The organism is Fodinicurvata fenggangensis DSM 21160, from assembly GCF_000686045.1.
GTDB classification, from domain to species: Bacteria; Pseudomonadota; Alphaproteobacteria; order Kiloniellales; family DSM-21159; genus Fodinicurvata; species Fodinicurvata fenggangensis.
Map to the genome: position 1 here is coordinate 94,106 of NZ_JMLV01000011.1, position 25,630 is coordinate 119,735.

Sequence of the window (25,630 nt, forward strand, 5' to 3'; positions counted from 1 at the left end):
CCGGGTGGCCACTGAAGAATCATCGGCTAGAACTGGCGGAGGTTGTCGAGCAGCTGCATGTACTGCTCGCGCGTGACGAACATGTTTTCCTTGGGCCGCGTGCAGGGCAACATCAGGTTGAGGAGTTCGTCGGGATTCTCCTCGTTGCCTTCCTGGGCATTCTTGTTCTCGCCTCCCTTTCCGTCCGTCGCAAGCCGCATCCCCTCGATGTCATCCTCAATGGAATTCTTGTGCATGTCGCACAGCATTGAGCGTTCCTGCTTCGTGCTGGGGTCTGGACTGTGCTGCAGGTCAAGGATATGCCCAACTTCATGGGTGAGCGCCGCAACTTCGGCGACACGGGGCTTGCTGCCGTCCGGCCGGGTCAGGCTGATGCCGACGACGGGACTGGAGAAGACTCCCTCATCCGTCCAGAGGAACTCGGATCCAAGGTCCCAATTGGCAACGCCCAGGCGCTCTATCCAGTCATAGGGCATATAGACCACCAGAATATCGAAATCGCCCGAAAAGGTATCCACAGTGCCCGGCCCGGAACCCGAACCGGATGTCGAAAAGGCGTGATGCGCCGCCACGAGCAGTTCCGTGCGAATGTCATCGAAGCTACGCGGGTCGGAAGCCAACAGCTCCTCGATAAACCCGGCGTTCCCATCCGGGTAATAATCCCCTCCTTTGCGGCGCGCGACTTCGGCCGAAATCCGTTCATTGTCATCCAGACTGAAATACAGGTCGGCCTGGGGTGACAGGGTCGCGGAGCGCACAGGAAAAAGCTGCTCGATGTAATCCTCTGCAGCCTCGGCCGCCGCATGCCCCTCGGCCCGCATATCCACGGACAACCCGCCCGGGCCCTCCTCTGCCCAGGGGCCGATCCGTGCAAAGGTGTATCCGACCTTCAGGTCGCGCTGCAGCGGATCCCACTCGAGTGATTCCTCGCCGAAGAACACCATCGTCGGACCGCATTCGCGCACGGGCTCGACTTCCAACTTCAGCGCCTCGACTTTCTCGTAGTCGGGCCGCCAGCCGAAGAAGTTGACTGTATTCTCCGCCTTGCGCTTTTCCTCTTCGCTATAGAGATCCGGCCGCTTGATGCGCACATCACGCTTTTCCGGCACCAGCAGGGGGCCATCGGGCCGATCCGCGTCACGCACACGCAGATGCGCCCTGAAGTCGGTCACCTGCCAGCCATCGGCCACAGTCTCGTCCGGGCGCCATTTGACGTGGCTCCGGATGACGGCGGGCTTGCGATCCACAAGCGGGGTGTCGATCACCACCTGAAAGGCATTTGTCTCCAGCCCTTCCTGGGCCTTCAGATAGCTGGGCAGCCCCTGCATGGGCTCGTCGTCGTGCAGGTTGACCACGGTGTCGAAGCTCCAGACCTGATCAACGGGCAGCCTGTGCCCATCGGCCCCCCGCACGCCCTCGGCGCCACCGGGAAGCGTGACGCGATAACGCACACCGTCCTTGAGATCCTCCATCGGAATGACGCGCAGGGTGGACGGCCCGTCCAGAGCCAGGCGCGTCGGTGTTTCAGCCATGGCTGTGCGGCCCTGCCCGTCCGGCAGAGCCGTTTCGATTCTTGCCGCGCCCGGCAGCAGAGAGGCCGGGTCCAGCGGGCGGTTGAATTTCACCTGGATGCCCGGCACCTCCCAGGAAATATTGCGCGCGTGCCGCTTCGGGCGATGTTCGAGAACTTCCAGGCCCATCCTGGACTTCGAGCCTGATACGGGCGCCTGTGCCACCTCCAGCGGGGTTATGGTGTAGCCCCCTGTGCGCATGTTGGGGGCCGAGAAACGGCCGGAAAGGCTCAGCGGTTTTTCCCCTCGATCTGAATTCTTTCTTTCCACGGACTGCTTCTCGGCGTTCCAGACCCGGTCGTGCTGATCGACATGAGCCGTGCCCTCCAGGGAAAAGCTGCCGATGACATGGCTTTCAGTTATCCGCTCAATGGTCACCGTCCCTGTCAATTCCCCACCCCGGACCTGCGTTCGCGTGCCGGTCTGCGCGGTCCCCTGGAAGTCGCAGTCCATTTCCTGGACCTCACGGCCCTCATAGATGTGATCCGGGATGAGGGAGGATTTCAACATACCTAAGAAGGCGCTTTGCGCCATGCGACAGAGCCGCTTTTCCTCTTCCTGCATCCGGGCTTGCTTTGGAGTGTTGGGTGCGGAATAGGGATCCGGAAAGGTCCGGCCGCTCCACGCGCTATAGATATCGCCTGGCTGCCCCTTGCCCGTCGCGCCCGTCGCCCGAGCCTTGTAGACACCGCCTTCCTGCAGATCACCAGGTGCCGTCTTTGGCAAGGTGATGCGCAGAAAGGCGCCACTGTTTGGGAGCCATCCCCCAACGCCGCCATGGCGCAGGCTGAGAACATCGCCCAGCCGGCCTGCCTCGAATGCGATGATGTTGGGACTGAACACCTCGAAAACCACCTGGCGTTGGCCGCCGGAAGCAACCGGCACCTCCTGGTCCATCTTGTCCTCCAGGAAGGAAGCCATGCCTTCGCTCAGTCCGGGCACGCCATCGTTGCCACCGACGCGCCTTGCCCCCAGATGCCGGGCGCAGGCCACGCCACCGGCCGAGACCGCACCGGAAATCGTCAGGCTGGCCTGGCCGGGCGCAAGCGCAGCATTTGCCCCTCCCTGAAACGCCTCCGGGTTCAGGTTGCCCAGGGTATCTCCGGTATGACGCGGATCGATGGCGGCCATCATCGCCTCGATGGAACAGCTGGGCTGCTGCAGAGGCCGCGTTGGTTCACAAAGGTCCTGCGCCATGAGTACGCCCGCGGGAAACAGCGTGAAGAGCAGGACCAGAACGCGCAGAGGGATCACTGGGACATTCCACCCATCATGTCACCCAGGTCCATGGGCTCGGCCGGCAAGAGGAAGTCGCCTTCCGGACCGGGATGGTCCTCGAGTGAAAGCACCTCGAAGCGATCCCCGAAGCTCAGCGCGGCCAACCCCTTTTCCTGCAAGGCTTCAAGAAGTGGGTTGGCCTCCTGCCCCTGCACCAGGTTCGACATCTCCATCTTCAGCTGCTGGTTCTCCAGAAGCCGCGGGTCGTCGCTGAGCACCGCGGAATCCGTGTGACTTGCCCCCTCTTCGTCCAGCCAGGAAATCTCGTAAATCTCACCCGTGACACCGGCCACGTCCTTCATTTCCCCGGTGGCATCGATCTCCTGCACCTCGCTCGGCATCGCCAGGCCGGCCCCTGTCTTCAGCTGATCCGTCGATTGGGTACCCTGCGCCTGCGGCAGGTCGGCCAGGGCACTCAGCGCCATGACCATGACACGACCGCCGGCACTCGTGATCGAATAGATCTCGCCGTCGCGCAACAGCATATAAGCCTCGACGCCAGCAATATCGGTGCGCAACGCACCGCCACGCCAGCGTTCGGTCATCTCCAAGCGCCCCATGTCCCCGCCATCAGCGGAATAGGTAAGCGACCCATCGGCAAGCGCAGGTCCAGCCGTGCCTGCAACCACTGCCAACAACAACAGGCTGGCGAGTCTGTGGAGGGGGTAAACTGTTCGGCGCATGACACACTCCCTTGTCGTCTTGAGACGGCCGTCCATCACTCAGCCTGCTCCAGAGGCAGGTACGCGAAACGGCCACGGATCATCCCGGTCCCCTCGATCTGGGACTGCTCGGTAATATCGACCTCGAAGCTGCCGAACAGCTTGCCAGCGCGTCGCTCGAGCTCACCCTGCGCAAGGATCGGGTTATCCGCGAAACTTGCCTTTACGGGCTGTTCGGGACCGGCCTGGAACGGGCCATCTGCCTGGTCTTCCGGGAATCGCAGCAAAAGTTGCGGCCCCCACCTGCCAAGCTGGACTCGCAATTCGCCCTCGGCGATTTCAGCCTTGCCGGGGCTGAGTATCTGGGCCGCGGGCCGCTCCATGGCCTCGGCCATCTCGGCAAAGGACCCCGTCACCTCGCTCACGACCACCTCGGGCGCATAGCTGTAGGGGATATCACGGAACCTGCCCGACAGCTCGATCGTGTTCTCCGGTGTGTCCGAGGACGCAAGCGTCATCGCGAAACGGCCGCTCATCGCCTCGCGATCGAACCGCGTCAATTCCAGCGTCCCGCCTTCAACGGAATGATAGCTATCGGGCCGCTCGGCACTGGGTGCTGCGTCGATAGGACTAAGCCAGAGATTGGCTCTCAGGGCGTCATCCGCAAAGCCGCCCTGAATGGCTCGCTCGCCTTCTTCCAAGCCTGCCGGCAGGTTGAACGACAGGGAGGCGTGTACAGGTTGGTCCTTCCATGTGGCCGTGCCTTCCAGCCTGAGTTGCCAGGGGCCTTCTGCATTCAGGCCCGATGCCGTATAACGCGAACGGTTACAGGGGGCATCGGCACGCTGCGGCGCCACGGTCCCGGTGGCCTGGCCCTCCAGGGTCATGTCATAGGCGGCGGGCGCCAACTCCCCCTCTTCCGTCGTGGCCGACAGGGGCGTAGCCCCCGGTTCGGGGCGACAATCCGTGGAATCAATCACGACCTTTCCCGTGCGGTCCAGATAGACCAGCTTGGCCTTGGGATAACGCTGCACACCCGGCGGCGTGGCCGACAGGCCGCGGGGATCCTGCTTGTTCGGCCAGGACAACGCGAGCGGCTTGCCACAGACATTCCCGCCCCTGGCCACCACCAGGGGCAACAGGCCATGCCGATAGCGCGGCATACGCTCGGTATCGCAGATGGAAAGGCGGCTGTTGCGCTCTGGATCGACGGCCACCTGCCCTTCGGGGTCGATCCAGACAACACGCTGGGGCGCACGCTCCGGCTTCACGGCAGCGCGCCCTTCATGAAAGGACGCAACCTCATCAAAGGCGCGTGTCGTGCCGTCCGACTCGGCCAGTTCGCGCAGGACCCAGTCCTTCTTGTTCATGTAGCCCGTTTCCCTGTCCAGGGTCACAGCAGCCAATCCGTCCGAATAGGATGCGGCCTTGCCGAGAATGAACTTGCGCGGCAGGACCGGGCTGCCTTGGGTATCGATGAAAGCCCAGTTCTCGGGCGAACGGGCTGCCGGCGCCCGGCCACCGGAAAAGTCCCCGCCATCGACAAATTCCGGCGGTATCACCACCTGACCTTCCGAATTGATCCAGCCCACCCGGGATTTGCCGTCATCCGTCTCGGGGGCAATGCGCACCCAGGCCATGCCTTCCGAAAAGGAGCCCAGGTCCGTCACCTGGTATTCTTCCAGGCCGGGCGGATCCCAACGTTCACCATCCAGGTCGAGATAGTGGGGCTGCCCATCCTGAGGTGTCGCGGCAGAGCAGCCCTCGCTGTAGGGCTTGAAGGGCGAGAGGTGATAGTCGGCGCCGTCAATGCTCACACGGTCCGCATCACGCGCGCCGGGCTCGGCAATATAGCTGCCCGAGCGATCGATAATGCCCCAGCCATCCTCCGTCTCGACGGCAGCGCGCCCTTGCGAGAAGGGCCGCACCTGGCGCCATTGGGGCGCAATCTGCCATTGGCCCTCGCGATCGACATAGCCCCAGCTATCCTCCAGGAGCAAGGGATAGAGCGCCGCCCCTTCTTCCGCCTGGGCCGCCTCCATCGAAGGACCGCAGCCCTGGGCAAGGGCCGGTGAAATCAGGAACAGACTGGTGACAAGAATGGCGCCGGACAGAACCTGACCGCGCGCCCTGGAAAGCATTACAGGCACCGTCATCACTCCACCTCCGAAATCTCGATGCGGTTAAATTCGGTGATCGTCTGCTCCGAGCCCCATGTTCCCGAGAACAGCGCTGGATCTCCCATGCTGCGCAGAACGGTGACCGGGTCCGTCTCGACGGTCTCCGGGCCGTCTGTCTGCAGAGTCCAGCCGTTCATGCTCAGGCGCGCCTGATATTCGCGGCCGCGCTTGGAGAGCGTCAGTTCGGCCCCCTTCTCTTCGAAATCCTTCAGGATCTGTGCGAGATCATAACCGCGCACGTCTCCGGCAATCTCGACAGCCTGCTTGGTCTCATTGCCGTTCGAGACCGCAAGCAGCTGCAGGTGCATGTCGTCGTTGGAGTTGCCCTGTCGGTAGAGGCGCGCAATCACGAAGTTCTCGACATCCGCATAGCGACCCACTTCTATGACCGCCTTGCGGCCACCCAGTGTTTTCACTTCACCCATCTGCGAGGTGAAGCTTGCGGTTATGTCCCAGTCCCCCTCGGGCAGCTCGACATCCGTCCAGCGGAATATGTTGGGCTGCTCCTCGGTGCCGATTGCCCCTGACTGCACCGTCATGGTCATCAAGGCGCCGTCCTCGAGGATGAAGCCCGTGGGTTCCGGATGGTCGATCGACCAGGCGTCGCCCAGCTCGCTGCGCTCGAACTCATCGACCCTGAGGGGCTCGGCAGGCTGGTTTTCCGTGGTGTCCTCGCTGACTTCCTGCAGGGCGCCCGTCAGGCTTTCCGCATCCGTGGCGGGCAGGTAGCGCCCCCCCGTGGTTTCGGCCAGGCAGGCGAGTTGGCCATCGGCATCCTCCACGTCGAAACCGATGACATGCGCCGTCATCTGCGTGTTGCCCTTGGCAAGCTTGTCGCCGAGCGCACAGAGGTCGGCGCCGCAGGTTTCCAGCCCATCGGTCACCACGATGATCGAGGACGGCAGGTCCTGCCCGGACAGGGCCTCCACCGAAGCCTCAACCGAAGCGCCGATCATGGTCTTGCCCAGCGGCGTCACCCCCTCGATGGCCTTGTCAAAACTTGCCCGGTCCAAGACTCCGGGAGTCACAAGCGTCTCGATATCCGAGCAATCCCCTTCCGTCCTGTGCCCATAGGCGATCAGTCCGAGTCCGCGGCGATCCGGCCAGTCATTGAGCATCCTGCCTATGGCATCCCGGGCAATCTCGATCTTGGCCACCCCATCGATCTGCCCCCACATGCTGCCGGATCCGTCCAGAACCAGCATGGTCTGCGAGTCAATCTCCTGTGCCTGTGCCTGTGCCTGTGCCTCTGACTCGGGCACCGCCGCAAGCAGAAGCGGGACCGCCAGGACTGCGCACAAATTCCGTTTTGCCATAAGTCCCCCTGTTCCGTTCCTTTCCGTCTTGTCTCAAGGTTCGTCACTGGTTCCTAATGGACAGGACGCTCCCCAAGCCTAACAACACAGTTTCCGGAGGGACCCGTTTATTTAGAGGGGATGGGAATGAATCGGCAACATTCGCAGTCGCGACACCGACCTGGATCGCCTGAACCGGCGCAGGCGACAGCTAAACGGCCCATTTCCAGAACGGCTTCGCACCTGCCGGCATGCGTCATGTCATCGGCATGACGGCCCGCCTGGCGGTCGGCGGAGGCCATCTTCGCCGAACCGGACTCGCCCGGGTTCATCAATGCTCGGACAGAGGCCCTCCTCGGGCTCCTCATGCCGGCCTTCGAAGCAGGATTCCAGGCAATCGACCGCAGGAAAATGCACCAGGCTCGGCTGCGGCAGCTCATAGAGACCTCTTCCTTGCCCCAGCTCTCGATCCAGAAGACCCGCACGGAACGGGTGGCTTACATGCTGGCCGAGATCTTCGGCCTGACTCTGCGGCAACAGGAGGTCAGTGCCCTGCTACTGGCCAGACATACGACGGCTTCCATCTCCAGGACACTCGGCGTGAACTACAATACCGCCCGTAGGCATTGCGAAGCGATTCTGCAGAAATGCGCGATCAGGCGTCGCGAACAACGGGCCATTCTGGCGCACGAGAACGTCCGCGGCTGAAAGCTTTCCCACAGTTTGTCCTGGAAAAACGTCCCCTTTCACAAAGGCTGTCAGCTCCTGAAGGGTCCTTTCAGGCGCCGCAGCGGCAGGTTCACCAGCGCAACCCCGACAAGGACCACGGCGAAGCCGCCCAGGTCGCTCAACAGGATGCTGTCGCCGAAGGCCAGCCAGGCCATGACCATGGTCACCGGCGGGCCGAAGTAGAACAGGCTGGCCACACGCGTGGCGTCCAGGCGGTCGATCAGGATCCACATCAGGCCATAGGCCGCCAGCGAGACCGCAACCACCATCCAGGCCAGCGTGCCGATCAGCGGCAGGGTCCAGTCTGTCTCAAGCCCCTCCAGCAGAACCGCCGGAATGGCCAGGGCAATCATGGTGGCCAGGGACTGCCAGAAAAGTTCCAGGTCCAGCGGCGGCGGCCGTTGGGCCATGACCTGCCGGCGCTTGATCAGGCTGGCGATCGTGATCGCCACCACGGACACGAACGGCAGCAGGTAGCCGATCAGCGAGACATCGTCCACACGCAGCCGCGCGCTCACGGCAAGGACGACCCCGGCAAAGCCGACCGCCAGGCCGATCCACTGCCGGGGACTGGTCACCTCCCCCGTGACGGGACCGGACAGGGCGCCGGTCATCAGGGGCTGCAGGGCCACCACCAGGGCCACGATGCCGGCCGGCACGCCCTCGGCAATCGCCAGCAGGGCGAAGCTGAGCCAGACGCCATGGGACAGGATGCCAATCATGCTGGTCATGGCGGCCTGACGCGGGGGCAACGACAGGCTGCTTCCGCGCAGCTTGAGGATGACCAGCAGCAGCAGGGTCAGGGCCCCATAGCGCCAGAAGAACAGGGTGAAGGTCTCCGCATAGGGCAGCCCGGCCTCGGCCCCGATGAAGCCCGAGTTCCACAACAGGACAAAGGCCACGATCAGCAGCAGAACCGGCAATGACTGAAGTTTCACTTGAATCTTTTCCGTAGTCGGCGGTGTGGACAGGCGCAAAACCTAGGTCCATCACCGAAGAAGCACAAGACTCCCCCGCTAATTCCACCTTCAGTAGAGAAGTGACGGCAGCCAGGTGGCGATGGCCTGGAAGTTCCAGATAATGATGACCGCAACGATCTGAAGCCCGATGAAGGGTATCACGCCGCGATAGATCTGTTCCGTCTTCACCTCGGGCGGTGCGGCACCGCGGAAATAGAACAGCGAGAAGCCGAAGGGCGGCGTCAGGAACGAGGTCTGCAGGTTGATGGCGATAAGCACGGACAGCCAGATCGGATCATGGCCCAGCAGGATCAGCGGCGGTGCCAGCAGGGGCAGCAGGATCACGCTGATCTCGACGAAATCCAGGAAGAAGCCCAGTACGAAGACCAAGGCCATGGCGAAGACCAGGGCTCCGGTCGCACCCCCCGGCATGGCGGTCAGGATGGCCTCGATCGTCTTGTCGCCGCCCAGGCCAACGAAGACCAGCGCGAAGACGGAGGCCGTCAGGATGGTGGCGAAGATCATGGAGGTGACCACCATGGTGGAGGTCAATACGGGCTTCAGGATCTGTTCGCGCAGGGCCTGGCGCACGGCAGCCAGGATCGCGAGGCCCCCACCCAGCAGCAAGGCGCCATAGAAAATGCCCTGCAGCAGTTCCAGCGTCCCGGTGTCCGAGCGCTGCAGGCGCACCGGGGCCGTACCGGCGGCAATGGCCAACACCAGGAAGCAGAGCGCCCCCAGCGCAATCAGGCGGGCCGGCCCGCCCAGCCGGTACCCGGCCAGCATCAGCGCTCCCACCGCGCCGACGGAGGCCGCCTCCGTGGCGGTGGCCACCCCGCCCAGGACCGAGCCCAGCACCGCAATGATCAGGAGGATCGGCGGCACCACGGCCAGCAGGGTATCCTTCGCCGTGGGGCGCGCGACCTTCTCCTTCAGGGCGGGCGCGTCGTTGGGCAACAGCCAGGCCCGCACCAGGAGGTAGATGATGTAGAGGCCCACCATCAGGAGACCGGGCAGCAGGGCGGCCGCGAATATCTGGCCCACGGACAGGGTGCTGACCGAGAACTTGCCCTCGGCATACTGGGCCTGCTGGTAGGCGTTGGACATCACGTCCGCCAGGATGATCAGCAGGGTGGAAGGCGGGATGATCTGCCCCAGGGTGCCGGCCGTGCAGATGATGCCCGAGGCCAGCTTGGGGTCGTAGCCGTTGCGCAGCATGGTTGGCAGCGCAATCAGGCCCATGGCCACCACCGTGGCGCCGACGATCCCGGTCGAGGCCGCCAGCAGGGCGCCTACGATCACGACGGAAACGCCCAGCCCCCCGCGCAGGGGCCCGAACAGGCGGCCCATCTTCTCAAGCAGATCCTCGGCAATGTGGCTCTTCTCAAGCACAACGCCCATGAAGACGAACAGGGGAATGGCGATCAGCGTGGTGTTGGTCAGCACGCCGAAGACGCGCTGGCCCAGCGCGCCCAGCAAGCCACTGTCGAAAGCGCCCGTGGCAACGCCGATACCGGCGAAGATGACGGCGACGCCGGCAATGGTCAGGGCCACCGGATAGCCCAGCAGGATCGCGCCGATCATGGCCGCGAACATCAGGATGTCGAGAGGAAGGGTCACGAAAGCGCCCTCGGTTCTTTCACGGGCAGCGCGCGCAGACGCAACCAGTCTCGCAGCACGCAAGCGATGCCCTGGATCATCAGCAGGATACAGAACGCGGGGATCAGGGATTTCAAGAGGAACGAGGCAGGAATGCCACCCACCGAGATCGGACCCTCGAGTGTCGCCCAGGAGCGCGTGACGGACGGCCAGGAATAGGCCAGCAGGACCAGCATCGCCGGGAACAGCAGGCAGACATGGCCAATCAGGTCGATCAGCGCGCGTCCGCGCGCAGAGGCGTTGGAATAGAAGATATCGACGCGGACATGGCGGTCCACCAACAGGGTATAGCCCGCGCCCAGCATGAACAGGGTGGCGTGAAGATAGAGAACGCTTTCATCCAGGAAGATGAAGCTGACACCGAAGACATAGCGCAGCACCACGATGAAGAACTGCAGCAGCACCATGAACAGCGCAAGCCAGCGCACCAGGGCGCCGACCCCCCGGTTGATCCCATCGCAGGCTGCCATCACTGCATTCATGCAATCACTACCCCCGGCATGCACTCATTGTCCCCGGAAACGGCGGCGGCGCCGAAGCGCCGCCGCCCGGGTTCCCCGTGACAGCTTCGTCAGTAGTTGTAGTCCAGCGCACGGGCGTTCAGCTGTCCGCCATCGGCATAGACCATGTACTCGCTGATCAGGTCACGATAGGCAAGGAAGCTTTCCGTGATGCGACGGGTCAGTTCGTCACTGTCCTCGCGCATATCGGCCATCACCTCGCCGGCCGCATTGCCCATCTCGACCAGGACCTCGTCCGGCAGCTTGCGCACCTTCACGTCATGCTCGTTGACCAGCTGGCGCAGGGCCTCGGCATGGCGGGTGGAGTATTCCGTCCAGACCGGATTGTAGAGGCTCTGGCAGGCATAGGTCACAGCCTGCTTCAGGTCGTCGGGCAGCTCGTTGTAGACTTCCAGGTTCACGGCGCATTCCTCGGCCGAGGAGGGTTCGCCGACACCCGGCCAGTAGTAGTTCTGGGCAATCTGGTGGAAGCCCAGCGCGCTGTCGGTCCAGGGACCGATGAACTCTCCGGCGTCCAGGGCACCCGATTCCAGGGCCTGGAACATGTCACCGCCCCCCATGGCCTGGGGGGACATACCCAGCTTGGAGGCCATCTCGGACGCCAGTCCGGTGGTGCGGAAACGCAGGCCACGCAGGTCGTCCACGCTGTTGATCTCCTCGCGGAACCAACCCGCCCACTGCGGGCCGGAGTTACCACAAAGGAAGGGCTTCAGGTCAAACTGGGCATAGACCTCGTCATAGAGCTCCTGTCCGCCGCCATAGTGCAGCCAGCCCAGCTGCTCATCGGCGCGCAGGCCGAAGGGCTGGGAACCGAACAGCAGGATGCCCTTGTTCTTGGAACCCCAATAGGACGGCACGGCATGATAGAGATCGGCCGTGCCCTCGCCCACGGCGTCGAACACGCCGTTGCCGGGCACGATTTCGCCGGCGGCATAGAGCTCGACCTCGATGCGCCCGCCGGACAGGGCGGTGATGCGGTCGGCCAGCATCTGTGCGGCCACGCCCGGTCCCGGCAGGTTCTTCGGCCAGGCGGTCACCATGCGCCAGCGGCGCACGTCGTTCTGGGCGATGGCCGGTGCGGCAAGGGTGCTGGTGGCTGCGACACCGCCGGCGGCGGTGGCCAGGAATTGACGTCTTTTCATTTCTGGTTCTCCCATTGGTTTGATGACGTGAAGTGCTCGGTGGGCATTCCCTCTGGACCTTTTTTCTCCCGAACTCCCTCTGTTTACGACTCCGCTTTTCCTTGCGGCAGGATGGCGGGAAGGTCCAGCCCCATTTCACGCGCACAGTCGTGCGCGATCTCGTAACCGGCATCGGCGTGGCGCATGACGCCCGTTGCCGGATCGTTCCACAGCACGCGCTCCAGCCGGCGTGCGGCATCCTCGGTTCCGTCTGCCACGATAACCATGCCTGCATGCTGGGAAAAGCCCATGCCGACACCCCCGCCATGGTGCAGGGAAACCCAGGTCGCACCCGACGCCGTGTTCAGCAGGGCGTTCAGCAGCGGCCAGTCGGAAACGGCATCCGAGCCGTCCTTCATGGCCTCGGTCTCGCGGTTCGGACTGGCGACCGAGCCCGAGTCCAGGTGGTCGCGGCCAATGACGACCGGGCCCTCCAGCTCGCCCTTGGCGACCATCTCGTTGAAGGCCAGGCCCAGGCGGTGACGGTCGCCCAGCCCCACCCAGCAGATGCGCGCCGGCAGGCCCTGGAAGGAAATACGCTCGCGTGCCATGTCCAGCCACTGGTGCAGCTTGTCGTTGCCCGGCGTCAGCTCCTTCACCTTCTCGTCGGTGCGATAGATGTCCTCGGGATTGCCCGACAGGGCCGCCCAGCGGAAGGGTCCGATGCCGCGGCAGAACAGCGGCCGTATATAGGCCGGCACGAAACCGGGGAAGGCAAAGGCATTCTCGAGCCCCTCATCCTTGGCCACCTGGCGGATGTTGTTGCCGTAGTCCAGGGTGGGCACGCCGGCGTTCCAGAAGTCGACCATGGCGGCGACGTGCTCCTTCATCGAGGCCCGCGCCGCCTTCTCCACCGCCTTGGGCTCGCGCTCACGCTTGTCGCGCCATTCCGCCATGCTCCAGCCCTTGGGCAGGTAGCCGTTGACCGGATCATGGGCCGAGGTCTGGTCGGTCACCATGTCGGGCCGTACGCCGCGGCGCACCAGTTCCGGGAAGATATCGGCGGCGTTGCCCAGCAGGCCGACCGACTTGGCCTCGCCGGCCTCGGTCCAGCGCCGGATCATCTCCAGCGCCTCGTCCAGGGACTCGGTCTTCTCGTCCAGATAACGGGTGCGCTGGCGGAAGTCGATGCTGTCGGGATTGCACTCCACGGCCAGGCAACAGGCGCCCGCCATCACGGCGGCCAGCGGCTGCGCGCCGCCCATGCCACCCAGGCCGGCGGTCAGGATCCAGCGTCCCGTCAGGTCGCCGTCGTAGTGCTGGCGCCCGGCCTCGGCGAAGGTCTCGAAGGTGCCCTGCACGATGCCCTGGGACCCGATATAGATCCAGGAGCCGGCCGTCATCTGGCCGTACATCATCAGTCCCTTGCGATCGAGCTCGGAGAAGTGGTCCCAGTTGGCCCAGTGCGGCACGATGTTGGAGTTCGCGATCAGGACGCGCGGTGCATCCTTGTGGGTGGGGAAAACGCCCACCGGCTTGCCCGACTGCACCAGCAGGGTCTGGTCCTCGCGCAGGCGCTGCAGCGTCGCGGCGATCAGGTCGAAATCCTGCCAGGTGCGCGCGGCGCGCCCGATGCCGCCATAGACCACCAGCTCGTGCGGATTCTCCGCCACCTCGGGATCCAGGTTGTTGTGCAGCATGCGGAAGGCCGCTTCCGTGGTCCAGGACTGACAGGTCAGTTCGGTCCCGCGTGGGCTTTTCACGTCGCGTTGATTGTGTCGCGGATTATCCATTCTCTGCCTCGTTTGTTGTCAGGGCGCCGTCCAGCGCCGTTGTCTCGATGACCTGGAGCAGCCTGCCCAGATGCCGGCGCAGGCCTTCGGCCTTGTCCGCGTCATAGGCAAAGGGCGGCTCTTCCGCCTGCAGGTAGGCCGCCTGCGCCAGTTCCATTTGTATGGCATGCAGCCCCTCTTCGGGCCGGCCGTAGTGACGTGTGGTCCAGCCACCCCGGAAACGGCCGTTCAGGACGTGACTGTAGTCCTCGGCCGCGGCACAGACCTCGGTGACCCGCTGCTCCAGGATCGGGGCGCAGGACGCCCCCTGGTTGGTGCCGATGTTGAAATCGGGCAGCCGCCCCTCGAACAGGCGCGGCACCCACGCGCGAATGGAATGGCAGTCATAGAGCACGGCAAAGCCGTGCTCAGCGCGCAGGCGCTCCAGCTCGGCAGTGAGCGCCTCGTGATAGGGCTTGTGGAAGGCTTCGCGGCGTGCCGCAATCTCGGCATCGCCGGGCGCTTCGCCATCGCGCCAAATGGGATTGCCGTCGAAGTCGATGTCGGGCACCAGGCCGGTGGTCGCCTGTCCCGGATAGAGCGATTCCCCCGAAGGCGGGCGGTTGGCATCGATCACATAGCGGTGGAAGCGTGCCATCACCTGAGTGGCATTGGGCAAGAGCCCGGAATAAAGCCGGTCCACATGCCAATCGGTGTCGGCCAGTTGCTGCCCGCGCTCGTTCAGGCGGGCGAAGATCTCCGCGGGCACCTCGGTGCCGCTGTGCGGGAAGGCCAGCACTACGGGACTGCTCCCGCGCGTTACCTCGACGGGGGGCACCTCGACAGGGGTCATGGCGTCATCTCCAGGGGCGGGACCTGGCCGTCCAGGCTGGCCAACAGGGCGCCGTCGGCCACCAGTCGAGCCGCCAGCTCCAGCTCGTCACTCAGGTAGCGATCCTCCTCCAGGCTGGGCACGACCTGGCGAATGACAGACAGGCTGTCACGCAGGCGCGGACTGGTCTTCAAGGGGGCACGGAACTCCACACCCTGTGCCCCGGCCAGCGCCTCGATCCCGATGATGCGTTCCAGGTTGGCGCTCATGGCCAGCAGGCGATAGGCGCCGTGACAGGCCATGGAGACATGGTCCTCCTGGTTGGCCGAGGTCGGAGTCGAGTCCACCGAAGCGGGATGGGCGCGCTGCCGATTCTCGCTCATCAGCGCCGCCGAGGTCACCTCGGCAATCATCAGACCGGAATTCAGGCCCGGCTTGGGCGACAGGAAGGCCGGCAGGCCGAAGCTCAGCGCCGGATCCACCAGCAGCGAGATGCGCCGCTGTGCGATGGAGCCCAGTTCGGCCACGGCCAGGGCAATCTGGTCCGCGGCGAAGGCCACGGGCTCGGCATGGAAGTTGCCGCCGGAGACAATGGAGCCATCCTCGAGCACCAGCGGATTGTCGGTCACGGCATTGGCCTCGATCACCAGGGTCCGGCCCGCTTGGCGCAACAGGTCCAGGGCCGCGCCCGCCACCTGGGGCTGGCAGCGCAGGCAATAGGGGTCCTGCACCCGCTCGTCGCCCTCGCGGTGGCTTTCACGAATTTCCGAGCCGTCCAGCAGATGGCGCAGGGCCGCACCGGAATCGATCTGCCCCGGCTGCCCGCGCAGCGCGTGAATTTCCACCCGGAAGGGCGCGCTGGAGCCCATGGCCGCATCGGTGGACAGCGCCCCGGTGACCAGGGAGGACAGGGCCGCGCGCCAGGCCCGGAACAGGCCGGCCAGCGCCAGGGCGGTCGAGACCTGTGTCCCGTTGATGAGCGCCAGGCCCTCCTTGGCCCCCAGGACCAGCGGCGCAAGACCGGCTTTCGACAGGGCTTCGGCCGAGGGCATGCGCGCGCCCTGATAGCTGCTTTCGCCCTCGCCCATCATCGCGGCCGCCATGTGCGCCAGCGGCGCCAGGTCGCCAGACGCCCCCACCGACCCCTGGGAAGGGACGACCGGCAGGACGTCGGCAGCCAGCATCTGTTGCAGCTGCTCGATCACAGCCCAGCGCACACCCGAAGCGCCCCGCCCCAGCGAGACCAGCTTCAGGGCCATCATCAGGCGCACGATTTCCGGCTCCAGCGGTGTGCCCACACCCGCACAATGCGAGCGGATCAGGTTGCGCTGCAGATTGGCCGTGTCCTCTTTCGAAATGCCGACGCTGGCCAGCTTGCCGAAGCCGGTATTGACGCCATAGACCGGAGCGCCGTCTTCGACGGCAGCCGTAATTCGGGCCGCACTGGCCTCGACAGCGCTGCGGGCCTGAGGGTCGAGCTGGACCGCGCGTCCTTCGAACAGTATGGATTGCAGGTCCGCCAGCGTGACGGCCCCTGGCGTGAGCGTCAGGGTCATGCCGCGCCTCCGCTGATGCGCTTGTAAAGCGGGTTGAAACCGATGCGATAGGCCAGCGATGCCGGTTCCTCCACATCCCAGATGGCCAGGTCGGCACGTTTGCCCGACTCAAGGGTGCCCACCTCGCCGGACAGCCCCAGGGCCCGCGCACCCTCGCGTGTCAGGCCGGCCAACGCCTCCTCGGGTGTCATGCGGAACAGCGTGCAGGCCATATTCATCACCAGCAGCGGCGAAAACAGCGGCGAGGAACCGGGGTTGCAGTCGGTCGCCAGCGCCAGGGGCACACCGGCCTGACGCAGCAGGGCCAGTGGCGGCAGCTGGGTTTCGCGCAGGGTGTAGAAGGCGCCCGGCAGCAGCACAGCCACCGTGCCGGCCTGGGCCATGGCTTCCACGCCGGCGGCATCCAGGTATTCCAGATGATCGGCCGACAGCGCGCCATAGTGTGCGGCCAGTTCCGTGCCGCCCTGATTGGACAGCTGCTCGGCATGCAGCTTCAGCGGCAGGTCTAGATCCCGAGCCTTCCGGAAGACGCGTTCGATCTGTTCGCTGGAAAAGGCGATGTTTTCGCAGAAACCATCCACGGCATCGACCAGCCCGTCCGCGGCCGCGCTCTCAAGGCCGGGCAGAACCACCTCGTCGATATAGGCATCGCTCTCGCCCTTGTATTCGGGCGGCAAGGCGTGGGCGCCCAGGTAGGTCGTCTCCACCCGGACAGCGCGTTCCCTGCCCAGGCGGCGTGCCGCCGAGAGCATCTTCTTCTCATGGTCGACGCTCAAGCCATAGCCGGACTTGATCTCCAGCGTGGTGACCCCCTCGGCCATCAGGGCGTCCAGCCGCGGCAGGGCCAGGGCCACCAGGTCATCCTCGCTGGCCTCGCGGGTCGCCTGCATGGTGGAGAGGATGCCGCCGCCGGCCTTGGCCACCTCTTCATAGGAGGCACCTTCCAGGCGCAATTCGAACTCGCGCGCCCGGTCTCCGCCATAGACCAGATGGGTGTGGCAATCGATCAGGCCGGGGGTAACCAGGCGCCCCTCGAGCTCGTGGCGAGGCAGGTCGCGATAGGCCGCCGGAAGCTCGTCAGCAGGTCCCACCCAGGCAATACGTCCGGCCTGCAGGGCGAGGGCGCCGTTCTCGATCAGCCCATAGGAAACGCCCCCCTTCGTCATGGTGGCAAGTCGTCCCCCGGTGAGCACGCAATCGGCCAAGGCAGCCTCCCTTCAATAAACTTGACATAATTTGAATATGTCTGCACATATTTGTCAATATCAAGTTCAGGAGCGGTCATGCAAACGATCCGGGCGCGCCAGGCCCTCCTGCCCGACGGCTGGCGCGAAGCTGTTGAAATCGACATCGGAGCGGACGGGCGGATCGCCGCGGTGCGCAGCGGCTGTAACCTGCCGGACTCGGTCACGGATTGCCTGCTGCCCGCCCCCGGGAACCTGCACAGCCATTCCTTCCAGCGTGCCCTGGCCGGTCTGACCGAACGGCGCGGTCCCGGTGGCCAGGATTCTTTCTGGACCTGGCGCCAGCTCATGTACGCCTTCCTGGAGAAACTGACGCCCGACGACCTGGAGGCGATTGCCGCCCTGGCCTTCATGGAGATGCTCGAGGCCGGCTACGGCGGCGTTGCGGAGTTTCACTACCTGCACCACCAGCCCAACGGCCAGCCCTACGAACGCCTCGGGGAGACCAGCCACCGCATCCAGGCGGCCGCCCTGGAAAGCGGGCTCGGCCTGACACAGCTTCCGGTGCTCTACAGCCGCGGCGGACTGGACGACCAACCCCTCCAGGGCGGTCAGAAGCGCTTTGGCTGCGACCTCGAGTGCTATGCCCGGCTTGTCGAGGAAGCCGAAGCGGGCCTGGCGTCCCTGCCGGACGACGCTCGCCTGGGCCTGGCGCTGCACTCCCTGCGCGCCGTGGCGCCGCACAACCTTGCGCGGGCCGTGGCCGTGCGCCCGGACGGCCCGCTGCACATCCACATCGCTGAACAGATGGCCGAGGTCACCGCGGTGGAACAGGCCTATGGCGCCCGGCCCATCGACTGGCTGCTGGACAATTGCCAGGTGGACGAACGCTGGTGCCTGGTCCACGCCACCCACATGAGCGCGCAGGAAACGCAGCGGCTGGCCCAGACCCGGGCCGTGGCCGGGCTCTGCCCCATTACCGAAAGCAACCTGGGGGACGGCATCTTCGAAGGCCGGGCCTATGTCCAGCAGGGCGGGCGCTTCGGCATCGGCACGGATTCCAACGTCTGCATCGCCCTGTCCGAGGAGCTGCGCAGCCTGGAGTACAGCCAGCGTCTGAAGGACCAGGGCCGCGTGGTTCTGGCCGACGGGCATCGTTCGGCCGGGCGCTTTCTCTATGACGGCATGCTGGCCGGCGGCGCCCAGGCCCTGGGACGCGACAGCGGCGCGCTGCAGGTTGGCAAGCTGGCCGATATCCTGTCCCTGGACGGGGACAGCCTGCCCCTGGCCGGTGCGGGCGGTGACGAGGTGCTGGACGCTTGGATCTTCGCCGCCAACGCCTCCATCGTGAAGGACGTCTGGTCGGCGGGCCGTCACATGGTCCAGGGCGGCCGCCATCGCAATCGCGAGGCGATCGAGGCGCGCTACCGCAAGGTCCTGGGCCGTTTGAGGGGCTCCCTGTGAGCACGGCTCAGATCAATTCATACCAGGCCGTACAGGCCGAGATCATGAAACGGATCCAGGACCGCGAATGGCCGCCCGGCACCCTGATTCCCGGCGAGACCGAGCTGGCCGAGACCTTCGGCTGCGCACGCGCCACGGTGAACCGGGCGCTGCGCGAACTTGCGGATACGGGCATCCTCGAACGCAAGCGCCGGGCCGGCACGCGCGTGGCGCTCAACCCGGTGCGCAAGGCCGTCCTGGACATCCCCATCACCCGTCACGAGATCGAAAGCCGCGGCGCCACCTATGGCTACAGCCTGCTGGAGCGCCAGCGCCTGGCCCCCAGCCCCGCCGTCCGGGCCCGCCTGGACCTGCCGGCCGAGGCCGACATGCTGCATGTCTGCAGTCTGCATCTGGCCGACCAGCGCCCCTTCCAGCTGGAGGATCGCTGGATCAACATTCCGGCCGCCGCGGGCATTCTGGAGGCTCCGCTCGACCGGCTCAGCGCCAACGAATGGCTGGTGCAGGAAGTGCCCTACTCCCATGGGCGCATTCACTTCTCCGCCGCCAATGCCGGTCCGCGTGAAGCCGAACTTCTGGAAACACCCGAAGGCAGCGCGCTCTTCATCGTCGAGCGCACCACTTGGCTGGGCACCCAGCCCGTAACCTTCGTGCGCATGTCCTATCGCGGGGACTACAGCCTGACAACGGAACTTTGATCAGGCATCAGCCACATTTTCCCCGCCTGCGTTTAACACAGATCAATGCGGGCCCCTTCTTCCTCCTCTAGCCTCAAATGGCTGCATGGCGGTTGGCGGCTTCGCACTCCAAAGGTTGCCGCGTCAACCGGAGTAGCGTTACTTCGCCTACTCTGATGGCGCCGGAGGTGAGGGCAACGTCCCCTCCGCTGCGACAGAGTCCGCCATGCAGCGCTCGCAACGCTTCGGACAGCGCTGCTTCAGCCCGCCTCCGTCGGCAGCAGGGCCTTCACCCGGGCCACAACGTCGGTGGTGGAGAAGGGCTTGGTGACAAAATCGTCCACGCCCAGTTCCAGGCCCTTGCGGCGGTCCACCTCGCGAATACGGGCGGTCAGCATGATGATGGGAATCGCGCAGGTTCTATTATCCCCACGCAGGGTGCGCACGACCTCGAAACCGTCGCAGCCCGGCATCATGATGTCGAGCAGCAGGATATCCGGAATGTCCCGAACCGCCATTTCGATCGCGCACTCGCCATCCTTCGCGACACCAACCTCGAAGCCCTGCTTCTCCATCAGGAAACTCAGGGATTCCGCAATTGTATTTTCATCTTCTGCAATAAGGACCGTCGATTTTCGGGCCAAGTTGCCCCCCTTGCTGAAACCAGCCTTGTATGCGGCCGTTCATTCTTGTTCTTGTGTCTATTCTAGCGCGTTCGCGCCAAGGTTATAATAGTTGATTTTCAGGTAGCCTCCGCCTCCAGGCTTGGCTCGGCCTGGTCATAAGCCCGCTGCATGCAATCCACACGCGGGCACTGTCGGCAGCCGACACCGACGGGCACGGCTGCCTCGGGATTTGCCAGGGGCAGTCCGTCAGCGTAGACGATATCCTTGGCGAAGGCAGTATCGCAGCCGATCATCACGGAATGCACGGCCTGTGGCGCCCAATAGCCGCCCCCGCCCCGCCGAACGGCCCGGGCCACGAACAGGTAGGTGGTATTGTCCGGCAGGCGCACATACTGCGTCACCAGCCGATCCGGAGTCAGGTAGGCCTCGTGCACGGCCCAGCGCGGGCAGGCTCCGCTGTAGCGCGGCAACTGCAGGCCCGAGGCCGAGAATCGTTTCGAGATATTGCCTGCGATATCGGTGCGCAGGAAATGGAAGGGGATGCCCTCGCGGCCGGGATGGCGCAGCGTGGTCAGGCGATGGCAGACCTGCTCCCAACTGGCGGCAAAGCGTTGCTGCAGCATCTCGATGTCATGACGCAGCTCCAGGGCGGCCTCGCGAAAGGCATCATAGGGAAACAGCAGGGCCGCCGCAGCATAGGACACCAGGGCTTCGCGTGCGCGCTCGCGCGCTGGATCGCTTGTCAGGCGAGCGCTCTGCACGAGCCCTTCGATTTCCTCTGCTGCCTCCAGGCGACAAATCAGGCGGGCCGCAAGGAAGCGCGATGAGGTGATGGGCAGGGCGCGCGAGAACTGCAACACCCTTTGCTGCGCATCCCAGTGATAACCGCGCGAAGGCAGGTTGCCCGAGGACAGGCGCTCCACACGCACATCATGCTGCGCCTCCAGGTGCAGGATCAGGTCCGTCAGGAACAGTCCGCCGTCGGGGTCCACGGCACTGCGCAGTTCCTCGGCACGCGCCTCCAGCTCCGGGAAATAGTTGTTATGGTCGTAAAGCAGGTCATCCACCTCCTCGGCCGGATTGATGGCCCGGCGTCCGGCGGCGCCCCGTTCCAGGAAATTGAAGATATCGGTGGCCGACTCGGCCAGGCGTTCTGATTCGCGCATCAGGGTCTGGTTGAAATGCGCACGCTTTTCGGGCTGCAGGTCATCATAGCTGTGAAAGATCTCCGCCACCGTGCGGATGGCGGTAATGCGCGTCAGCACGGAATGGCTGGCATCTGCCAGGAAGGGGTCATGGCTCAACCGCTCGGACAGCATGTCCACTTCGTCCAGTGAACTGCGATAGGCGCGGTAAAGCGCCATGAGCGCCTTCACAAGCGCGGGGGTGTTCGCCACGGCCGCCGAGAACTCCTGCGGATCCAGGGGTGTTTCCTCGAAGACCGGGTCGGCCGTCATCTCGCCCAGGTCCGACAGCAGGCGTCCTTCCTCCGAGCCCGACAGGGTCCCCGGCTCCAGTCCCAGGGCCTCGGCCAGGCGCACCAGCAGGCTGCCGCCGATGGCGCGCCGATTGTGCTCGATCAGGTTCAGGTAGGAGGGGGAGATTCCAACGGCATCAGCCAGGGCCATCTGGGTCAGGCCATGGTCCTTGCGGTGGCGCCGCAGGCGGTGGCCGATGGGTATCTGGCGGGACATAGCAGGCCTTCCCTTTCACAAAGTTTACAACTTTTCACGCCTCTCGAAATTATTTTTACAGAAAAAGTTTTTATAATCAAAACTTTATTGATTTGTTAACAGGAAAATTTCATGCTGCCGTTTGGCCGGGCAATAAACTTCCGCGCATAACAACCGGCTGCGCACTCCAATAAACAGCATCCGCAACAGGATGAGGGAGGAACAAACAGATGTCGAAATCCAAGGATTCCATGAAGGTAACGAGGCGCTCCGTCCTCGCCGGCACGGCCGCCACCACGGGCGCCCTGATGTTCGGCGGCGTGGCACCCCTGCACTTTATTCGTAATGCCCACGCCCAGGAATTCCCGGGCGACCCCGGAAACAACAGCAGCATCGTTCTCGGTTTCAACGTGCCGCAGACCGGTCCCTATTCCGACGAGGGCGCCGACGAGCTGCGCGCCTATGAACTGGCCGTCAAGCACCTGAACGGCGAGGGCGATGGCGGCATGCTCAACACCATGCAGCCCTCTGAACTGCAGGGGAACGGCATCCTGGGCAAGAAGGTCGAGTACGTGACCGGTGACACCCAGACCAAGTCCGATGCCGCACGCTCCTCGGCCCGTCGCATGATCGAACGCGACAACGTGGCCATGGTGACCGGCGGCTCCTCGTCCGGTGTGGCCATTGCGGTGCAGAGCCTCTGCCAGGAGATGGGCGTCATCTTCATGGCCGGCCTGACCCACTCCAACGACACCACTGGTAAGGACAAGCGGCGCTACGGCTTCCGCCACTTCTTCAATGCCTACATGTCCGGCCAGGCGCTGGCGCCGATCCTCGAGGACGAGTACGGCAACGACCGCAAGGCTTACCACCTGACGGCCGACTACACCTGGGGCTGGACCCAGGAGGAATCGATCCGGGACGCCACCGAGAACATCGGCTGGGAGACCGTGGAGACGGTCAAGACCCCGGTGGGTGCCGGCGACTTCTCGCAGTACCTGACGCCGGTCCAGGACTCAGATGCCGACGTGCTGATCCTGAACCACTACGGCAACGACATGGTGAACTCCCTGACCCAGGCGGTGCAGTTCGGCATGAAGGAGCGCGTGGCCAACGGCAAGGACTTCGCCATCGTGGTGCCACTCTATTCCCGCCTGATGGCACAGGGTGCCGGTGAAGCGGCCAAGGGCATTTTGGGCACCTCCAACTGGCACTGGTCGCTGCAGGACGAAGGCTCCCAGGCCTTCGTCAAGTCCTTCGGCCAGGAATACGGCTTCCCGCCGTCCCAGGCAGCGCACACCTGCTACGTGCAGACGCTGCTTTATGCCAATGCCTGCGAGATGGCCGGCACCTTTGCACCGTGGGAGGTCATCCGCTCACTGGAAGGCTTCGAGTTCGACGGCATGGGCAATGGACCCACGCTGTATCGCGCCGAGGACCATCAGTGCTTCAAGGATGTCCTGGTGGTGCGTGGTAAGGCAAACCCCGAGAGCGAGTTCGACATCCTCGAGGTCGTTCAGCAGGTTCCGCGTTCGCAGGTCGAGTATCCCGCCGACAAGTGGGGCGGCGAGCTCGGCCCCTACAAGCCGGGCGAGTAACGCACTCGGCAGCGTGCGGGGAGTGCTCCTGGCACTCCCCGCAACGCGTTTTCCAACCCTACAGTCTGTTCAAATTGCGCGGTTGACCCATGGACGCGATACTTCTTCAGATCATGAACGGTCTGGACAAGGGCGGGGCTTATGCCCTCATAGCACTTGGCCTAACCCTCGTGTTCGGCACGCTCGGCGTGGTGAATTTTGCCCACGGCGCCCTCTTCATGCTGGGCGCCTTCGTTGCGGTGACTCTCAACAAGCTCCTGAGCCTTTCGGTCAGGGTGAAGGACGAGTCCGTAACGATGTTCGATGCCTACAAGGAAACGCCCTACCTAGAGCTCTGGTTCGGTGATGTGGGCAGCCAGGTCATCAACTGGTCGGTTCCGCTGTCCATATTGATCGCGATCCCGCTGATGCTGCTTATCGGCGTGGTCATGGAGCGTGGCCTGATTCGCCACTTCTACCGGCGCTCTCACGCCGAACAGATCCTGGTCACCTTCGGCCTAGCTATTGTTCTGCAGGAGATTCTCAAGCTCATGTTCGGGGCCAACCCGATTCCGCAGTCAACGCCGGACGTCATTTCCGGATCGGCAGACCTGAGCATGATCTTCGGGATCGGCGAAACCATTTCCTATCCCTGGTGGCGCCTGATCTACCTGCTCTTTTCACTGATCGTCATCGGCCTGGTCTTCTCTTTCCTGCACTTCACCACCTACGGCATGGTGGTGCGGGCCGGCATGGCCGACCGCGAAACCGTGGAACTGTTGGGCATCAACATCGAGAAGCGCTTCACGATCGTCTTCGGAATCGCCGCCATTGTCGCCGGTCTTGCCGGCGTGATGTACACACCCATCCTGCCTCCGGACTATCACATGGGCATGGAGTTCCTGGTGATTTCCTTCGTGGTTGTCGTGGTCGGCGGCATGGGCTCCCTGCCCGGGGCCGTGGCAGCCGGCTTCCTGCTGGGGCTGCTGCATTCCTTCGCCTCGATGACCGCGGTGAAGGATATCTTCCCGGGCATCGACCAGATCATCATCTACCTTGTAGCCGTCGTGATCCTTCTGACCCGTCCGCGTGGCCTGTTGGGACGGCGTGGCGTGATGGAGAGCTGAACAATGATAAATGCAAACTTGGCCTCTCCCCGACAGGACCTGATCTACATGCTGGTCTTCTCGGCCGTCATCCTGACCATGCCGCTCTGGCTGCAACCCTTCGGGGCGGCCTATCCGGGGCTGTTACAGAAGTTCATGATCTTCGGCATCCTGGCCATCGGCTACAACCTGCTGTTCGGCCTGACAGGCTACCTGTCCTTCGGGCATGCCGCCTTCCTGGGTATCGGCTCCTATGCCGCCGTCTGGTCGTTCAAACTGCTGTCCATGAACGTGATCCCGGCGATCATCTTCGGCACAGTGATGTCCGGACTCTTTGCGGTGGTGGTCGGCTACGTCTGCCTGCGCCGGGCCGGCATCTATTTCGCCATCCTGACTCTGGCCTTCGCCCAGATGGCCTATAACCTGGCCTATTCCGTGCTGACTCCGATCACCAACGGTGAAACCGGTCTGCAGCTCAGCCAGCAGGATCCGCGCATCCTCGATCGCATGTTCGGAATCGAGGCCACCAGTTCCCTGCCGTTTCCCAACCTCTTCGGGATCACCTCGGCCGGTTTCTACGGGTTCTACATCTGTGCAGCCGTGATGATCATCGTCTTCTTCATCGCGCTCAGGATCTTCCGCTCGTCCTTCGGACTGAAGCTGCGGGCCATCAAGTCCAATCAGACACGGATGAGCTACACCGGATACAACACACGTCCCTTCCTGATGACGACCTTCGTGATCTCGGGGATGTATGCCGGGCTGGCCGGCTCGTTGATGGCGGTCACAGATCCCCTGGCCGGCGCCGAACGCATGCAGTGGACAGCCTCTGGCGAGGTGGTCCTGATGACCATTCTTGGCGGTGCCGGCACCCTGATCGGCCCCCTTCTCGGCGCAGGCATCATCAAGTACTTCGAGAATATCTTCTCGGCTTTCAACGAGAATATGCTGATGGACGCCTTCTCTTTCCTGCCCGACTGGATGGCCGAGGGTGTGGCCGCTTTCCTGGGCCTCTTCGTGGGCGATGGCTGGCACCTGACCCTGGGTCTGGTCTTCATGCTGATCGTCATCTTCCTGCCTGGCGGCATGATGGAAGGACTGCAACGCATCTGGAAGCTGATCCGCCATGGCCGGCACAAACGCGATCACCAGTCGAAGTCACAGCAAGCTTCGGCAGAGGAGGCCTGA

Annotated in this window: 20 protein-coding genes; 6 read left to right on the forward strand and 14 right to left on the reverse strand. The window is 64.1% G+C overall.

What is annotated here, in order from left to right; all coding sequences use genetic code 11:
* Window positions 1-26: 26 nt before the first annotated feature.
* From BP38_RS0114440 to BP38_RS21910, 4 genes are read right to left on the reverse strand one after another with little or no spacing between them, the layout of a single operon-like run.
* Window positions 27-2,825, reverse strand: a complete 2,799-nt coding sequence (locus BP38_RS0114440) for an Ig-like domain-containing domain (RefSeq protein WP_026988319.1) — start codon at window positions 2,823-2,825, stop codon at window positions 27-29.
* On the reverse strand, window positions 2,822-3,532 hold the full coding sequence (locus BP38_RS0114445) for a hypothetical protein (protein WP_026988320.1): 711 nt from the start codon (window positions 3,530-3,532) through the stop codon (window positions 2,822-2,824). Before BP38_RS0114445 ends, BP38_RS0114440 begins: the two co-directional genes overlap by 4 nt.
* Before the next feature lie 35 nt (window positions 3,533-3,567).
* Window positions 3,568-5,667, reverse strand: coding sequence for a WG repeat-containing protein (locus tag BP38_RS0114450; protein WP_035725405.1), 2,100 nt, complete (start codon window positions 5,665-5,667; stop codon window positions 3,568-3,570).
* Window positions 5,667-7,007 carry a vWA domain-containing protein gene (locus tag BP38_RS21910; protein ID WP_051609398.1) on the reverse strand — a complete coding sequence of 447 codons (1,341 nt, stop codon included), beginning with the start codon at window positions 7,005-7,007 and terminating at the stop codon, window positions 5,667-5,669. Before BP38_RS21910 ends, BP38_RS0114450 begins: the two co-directional genes overlap by 1 nt.
* Window positions 7,008-7,352: 345 nt before the next feature.
* Here BP38_RS21910 and BP38_RS0114460 point away from each other — a divergent pair, with 345 nt between their 5' ends.
* Entirely contained in the window at window positions 7,353-7,694 is a 342-nt protein-coding gene (locus tag BP38_RS0114460; RefSeq protein WP_026988322.1) for a helix-turn-helix domain-containing protein, read from the forward strand.
* Between the two features lie 50 nt (window positions 7,695-7,744).
* Here the strand turns inward: BP38_RS0114460 and BP38_RS0114465 are convergent, their stop codons facing one another.
* The 8 genes from BP38_RS0114465 to hutI all read right to left on the reverse strand — a co-directional run bounded on the left by BP38_RS0114465 (window position 7,745) and on the right by hutI (window position 17,301).
* Window positions 7,745-8,653 (reverse strand): DMT family transporter, encoded by a 909-nt coding sequence (locus tag BP38_RS0114465; protein WP_026988323.1) that lies wholly within the window; start codon window positions 8,651-8,653, stop codon window positions 7,745-7,747.
* A gap of 90 nt (window positions 8,654-8,743) precedes the next feature.
* Window positions 8,744-10,294: a TRAP transporter large permease gene (locus BP38_RS0114470; protein WP_026988324.1), complete on the reverse strand. Its 1,551-nt coding sequence runs from the start codon at window positions 10,292-10,294 to the stop codon at window positions 8,744-8,746.
* Window positions 10,291-10,815 carry a TRAP transporter small permease subunit gene (locus BP38_RS0114475; protein ID WP_026988325.1) on the reverse strand — a complete coding sequence of 175 codons (525 nt, stop codon included), beginning with the start codon at window positions 10,813-10,815 and terminating at the stop codon, window positions 10,291-10,293. Before BP38_RS0114475 ends, BP38_RS0114470 begins: the two co-directional genes overlap by 4 nt.
* A gap of 89 nt (window positions 10,816-10,904) precedes the next feature.
* Window positions 10,905-11,996: a TRAP transporter substrate-binding protein gene (locus BP38_RS0114480; RefSeq protein ID WP_026988326.1), complete on the reverse strand. Its 1,092-nt coding sequence runs from the start codon at window positions 11,994-11,996 to the stop codon at window positions 10,905-10,907.
* 83 nt (window positions 11,997-12,079) lie between these two features.
* Window positions 12,080-13,768: a urocanate hydratase gene (gene hutU, locus BP38_RS0114485; RefSeq protein ID WP_026988327.1), complete on the reverse strand. Its 1,689-nt coding sequence runs from the start codon at window positions 13,766-13,768 to the stop codon at window positions 12,080-12,082.
* Complete coding sequence (hutG, locus tag BP38_RS20835; RefSeq protein ID WP_051609399.1) at window positions 13,761-14,600, reverse strand: N-formylglutamate deformylase; 840 nt, start codon at window positions 14,598-14,600, stop codon at window positions 13,761-13,763. Before hutG ends, hutU begins: the two co-directional genes overlap by 8 nt.
* Window positions 14,597-16,135, reverse strand: a complete 1,539-nt coding sequence (hutH, locus tag BP38_RS0114495; protein ID WP_026988328.1) for a histidine ammonia-lyase — start codon at window positions 16,133-16,135, stop codon at window positions 14,597-14,599. The genes hutG and hutH overlap by 4 nt, the downstream gene beginning before the upstream one ends.
* Entirely contained in the window at window positions 16,132-17,301 is a 1,170-nt protein-coding gene (gene hutI / locus BP38_RS0114500; protein WP_051609404.1) for an imidazolonepropionase, read from the reverse strand. The genes hutH and hutI overlap by 4 nt, the downstream gene beginning before the upstream one ends.
* 117 nt (window positions 17,302-17,418) lie before the next feature.
* On the opposite strand from hutI, the gene BP38_RS0114505 reads away from it, so the two are divergent.
* Window positions 17,419-18,783: a formimidoylglutamate deiminase gene (locus BP38_RS0114505; protein WP_026988330.1), complete on the forward strand. Its 1,365-nt coding sequence runs from the start codon at window positions 17,419-17,421 to the stop codon at window positions 18,781-18,783.
* Complete coding sequence (gene hutC, locus BP38_RS0114510) at window positions 18,780-19,481, forward strand: histidine utilization transcriptional repressor HutC (protein WP_026988331.1); 702 nt, start codon at window positions 18,780-18,782, stop codon at window positions 19,479-19,481. Before BP38_RS0114505 ends, hutC begins: the two co-directional genes overlap by 4 nt.
* Before the next feature lie 239 nt (window positions 19,482-19,720).
* Here the strand turns inward: hutC and BP38_RS0114515 are convergent, their stop codons facing one another.
* Both BP38_RS0114515 and BP38_RS0114520 read right to left on the reverse strand, forming a co-directional pair.
* Window positions 19,721-20,104, reverse strand: a complete 384-nt coding sequence (locus BP38_RS0114515) for a response regulator transcription factor (RefSeq protein ID WP_026988332.1) — start codon at window positions 20,102-20,104, stop codon at window positions 19,721-19,723.
* Window positions 20,105-20,202: 98 nt separating this feature from the next.
* Window positions 20,203-21,780 carry a helix-turn-helix domain-containing protein gene (locus tag BP38_RS0114520; RefSeq protein WP_026988333.1) on the reverse strand — a complete coding sequence of 526 codons (1,578 nt, stop codon included), beginning with the start codon at window positions 21,778-21,780 and terminating at the stop codon, window positions 20,203-20,205.
* A 209-nt stretch (window positions 21,781-21,989) separates the two neighbouring features.
* Between BP38_RS0114520 and BP38_RS0114525 the strand changes: the two genes are divergently transcribed.
* The 3 genes from BP38_RS0114525 (at window position 21,990) to BP38_RS0114535 (ending at window position 25,630) form a co-directional block, all read left to right on the forward strand.
* Complete coding sequence (locus BP38_RS0114525) at window positions 21,990-23,357, forward strand: substrate-binding protein (protein ID WP_026988334.1); 1,368 nt, start codon at window positions 21,990-21,992, stop codon at window positions 23,355-23,357.
* 89 nt (window positions 23,358-23,446) lie between these two features.
* Window positions 23,447-24,463, forward strand: a complete 1,017-nt coding sequence (locus tag BP38_RS0114530; protein ID WP_026988335.1) for a branched-chain amino acid ABC transporter permease — start codon at window positions 23,447-23,449, stop codon at window positions 24,461-24,463.
* 3 nt (window positions 24,464-24,466) lie between these two features.
* Entirely contained in the window at window positions 24,467-25,630 is a 1,164-nt protein-coding gene (locus BP38_RS0114535) for a branched-chain amino acid ABC transporter permease (RefSeq protein ID WP_026988336.1), read from the forward strand.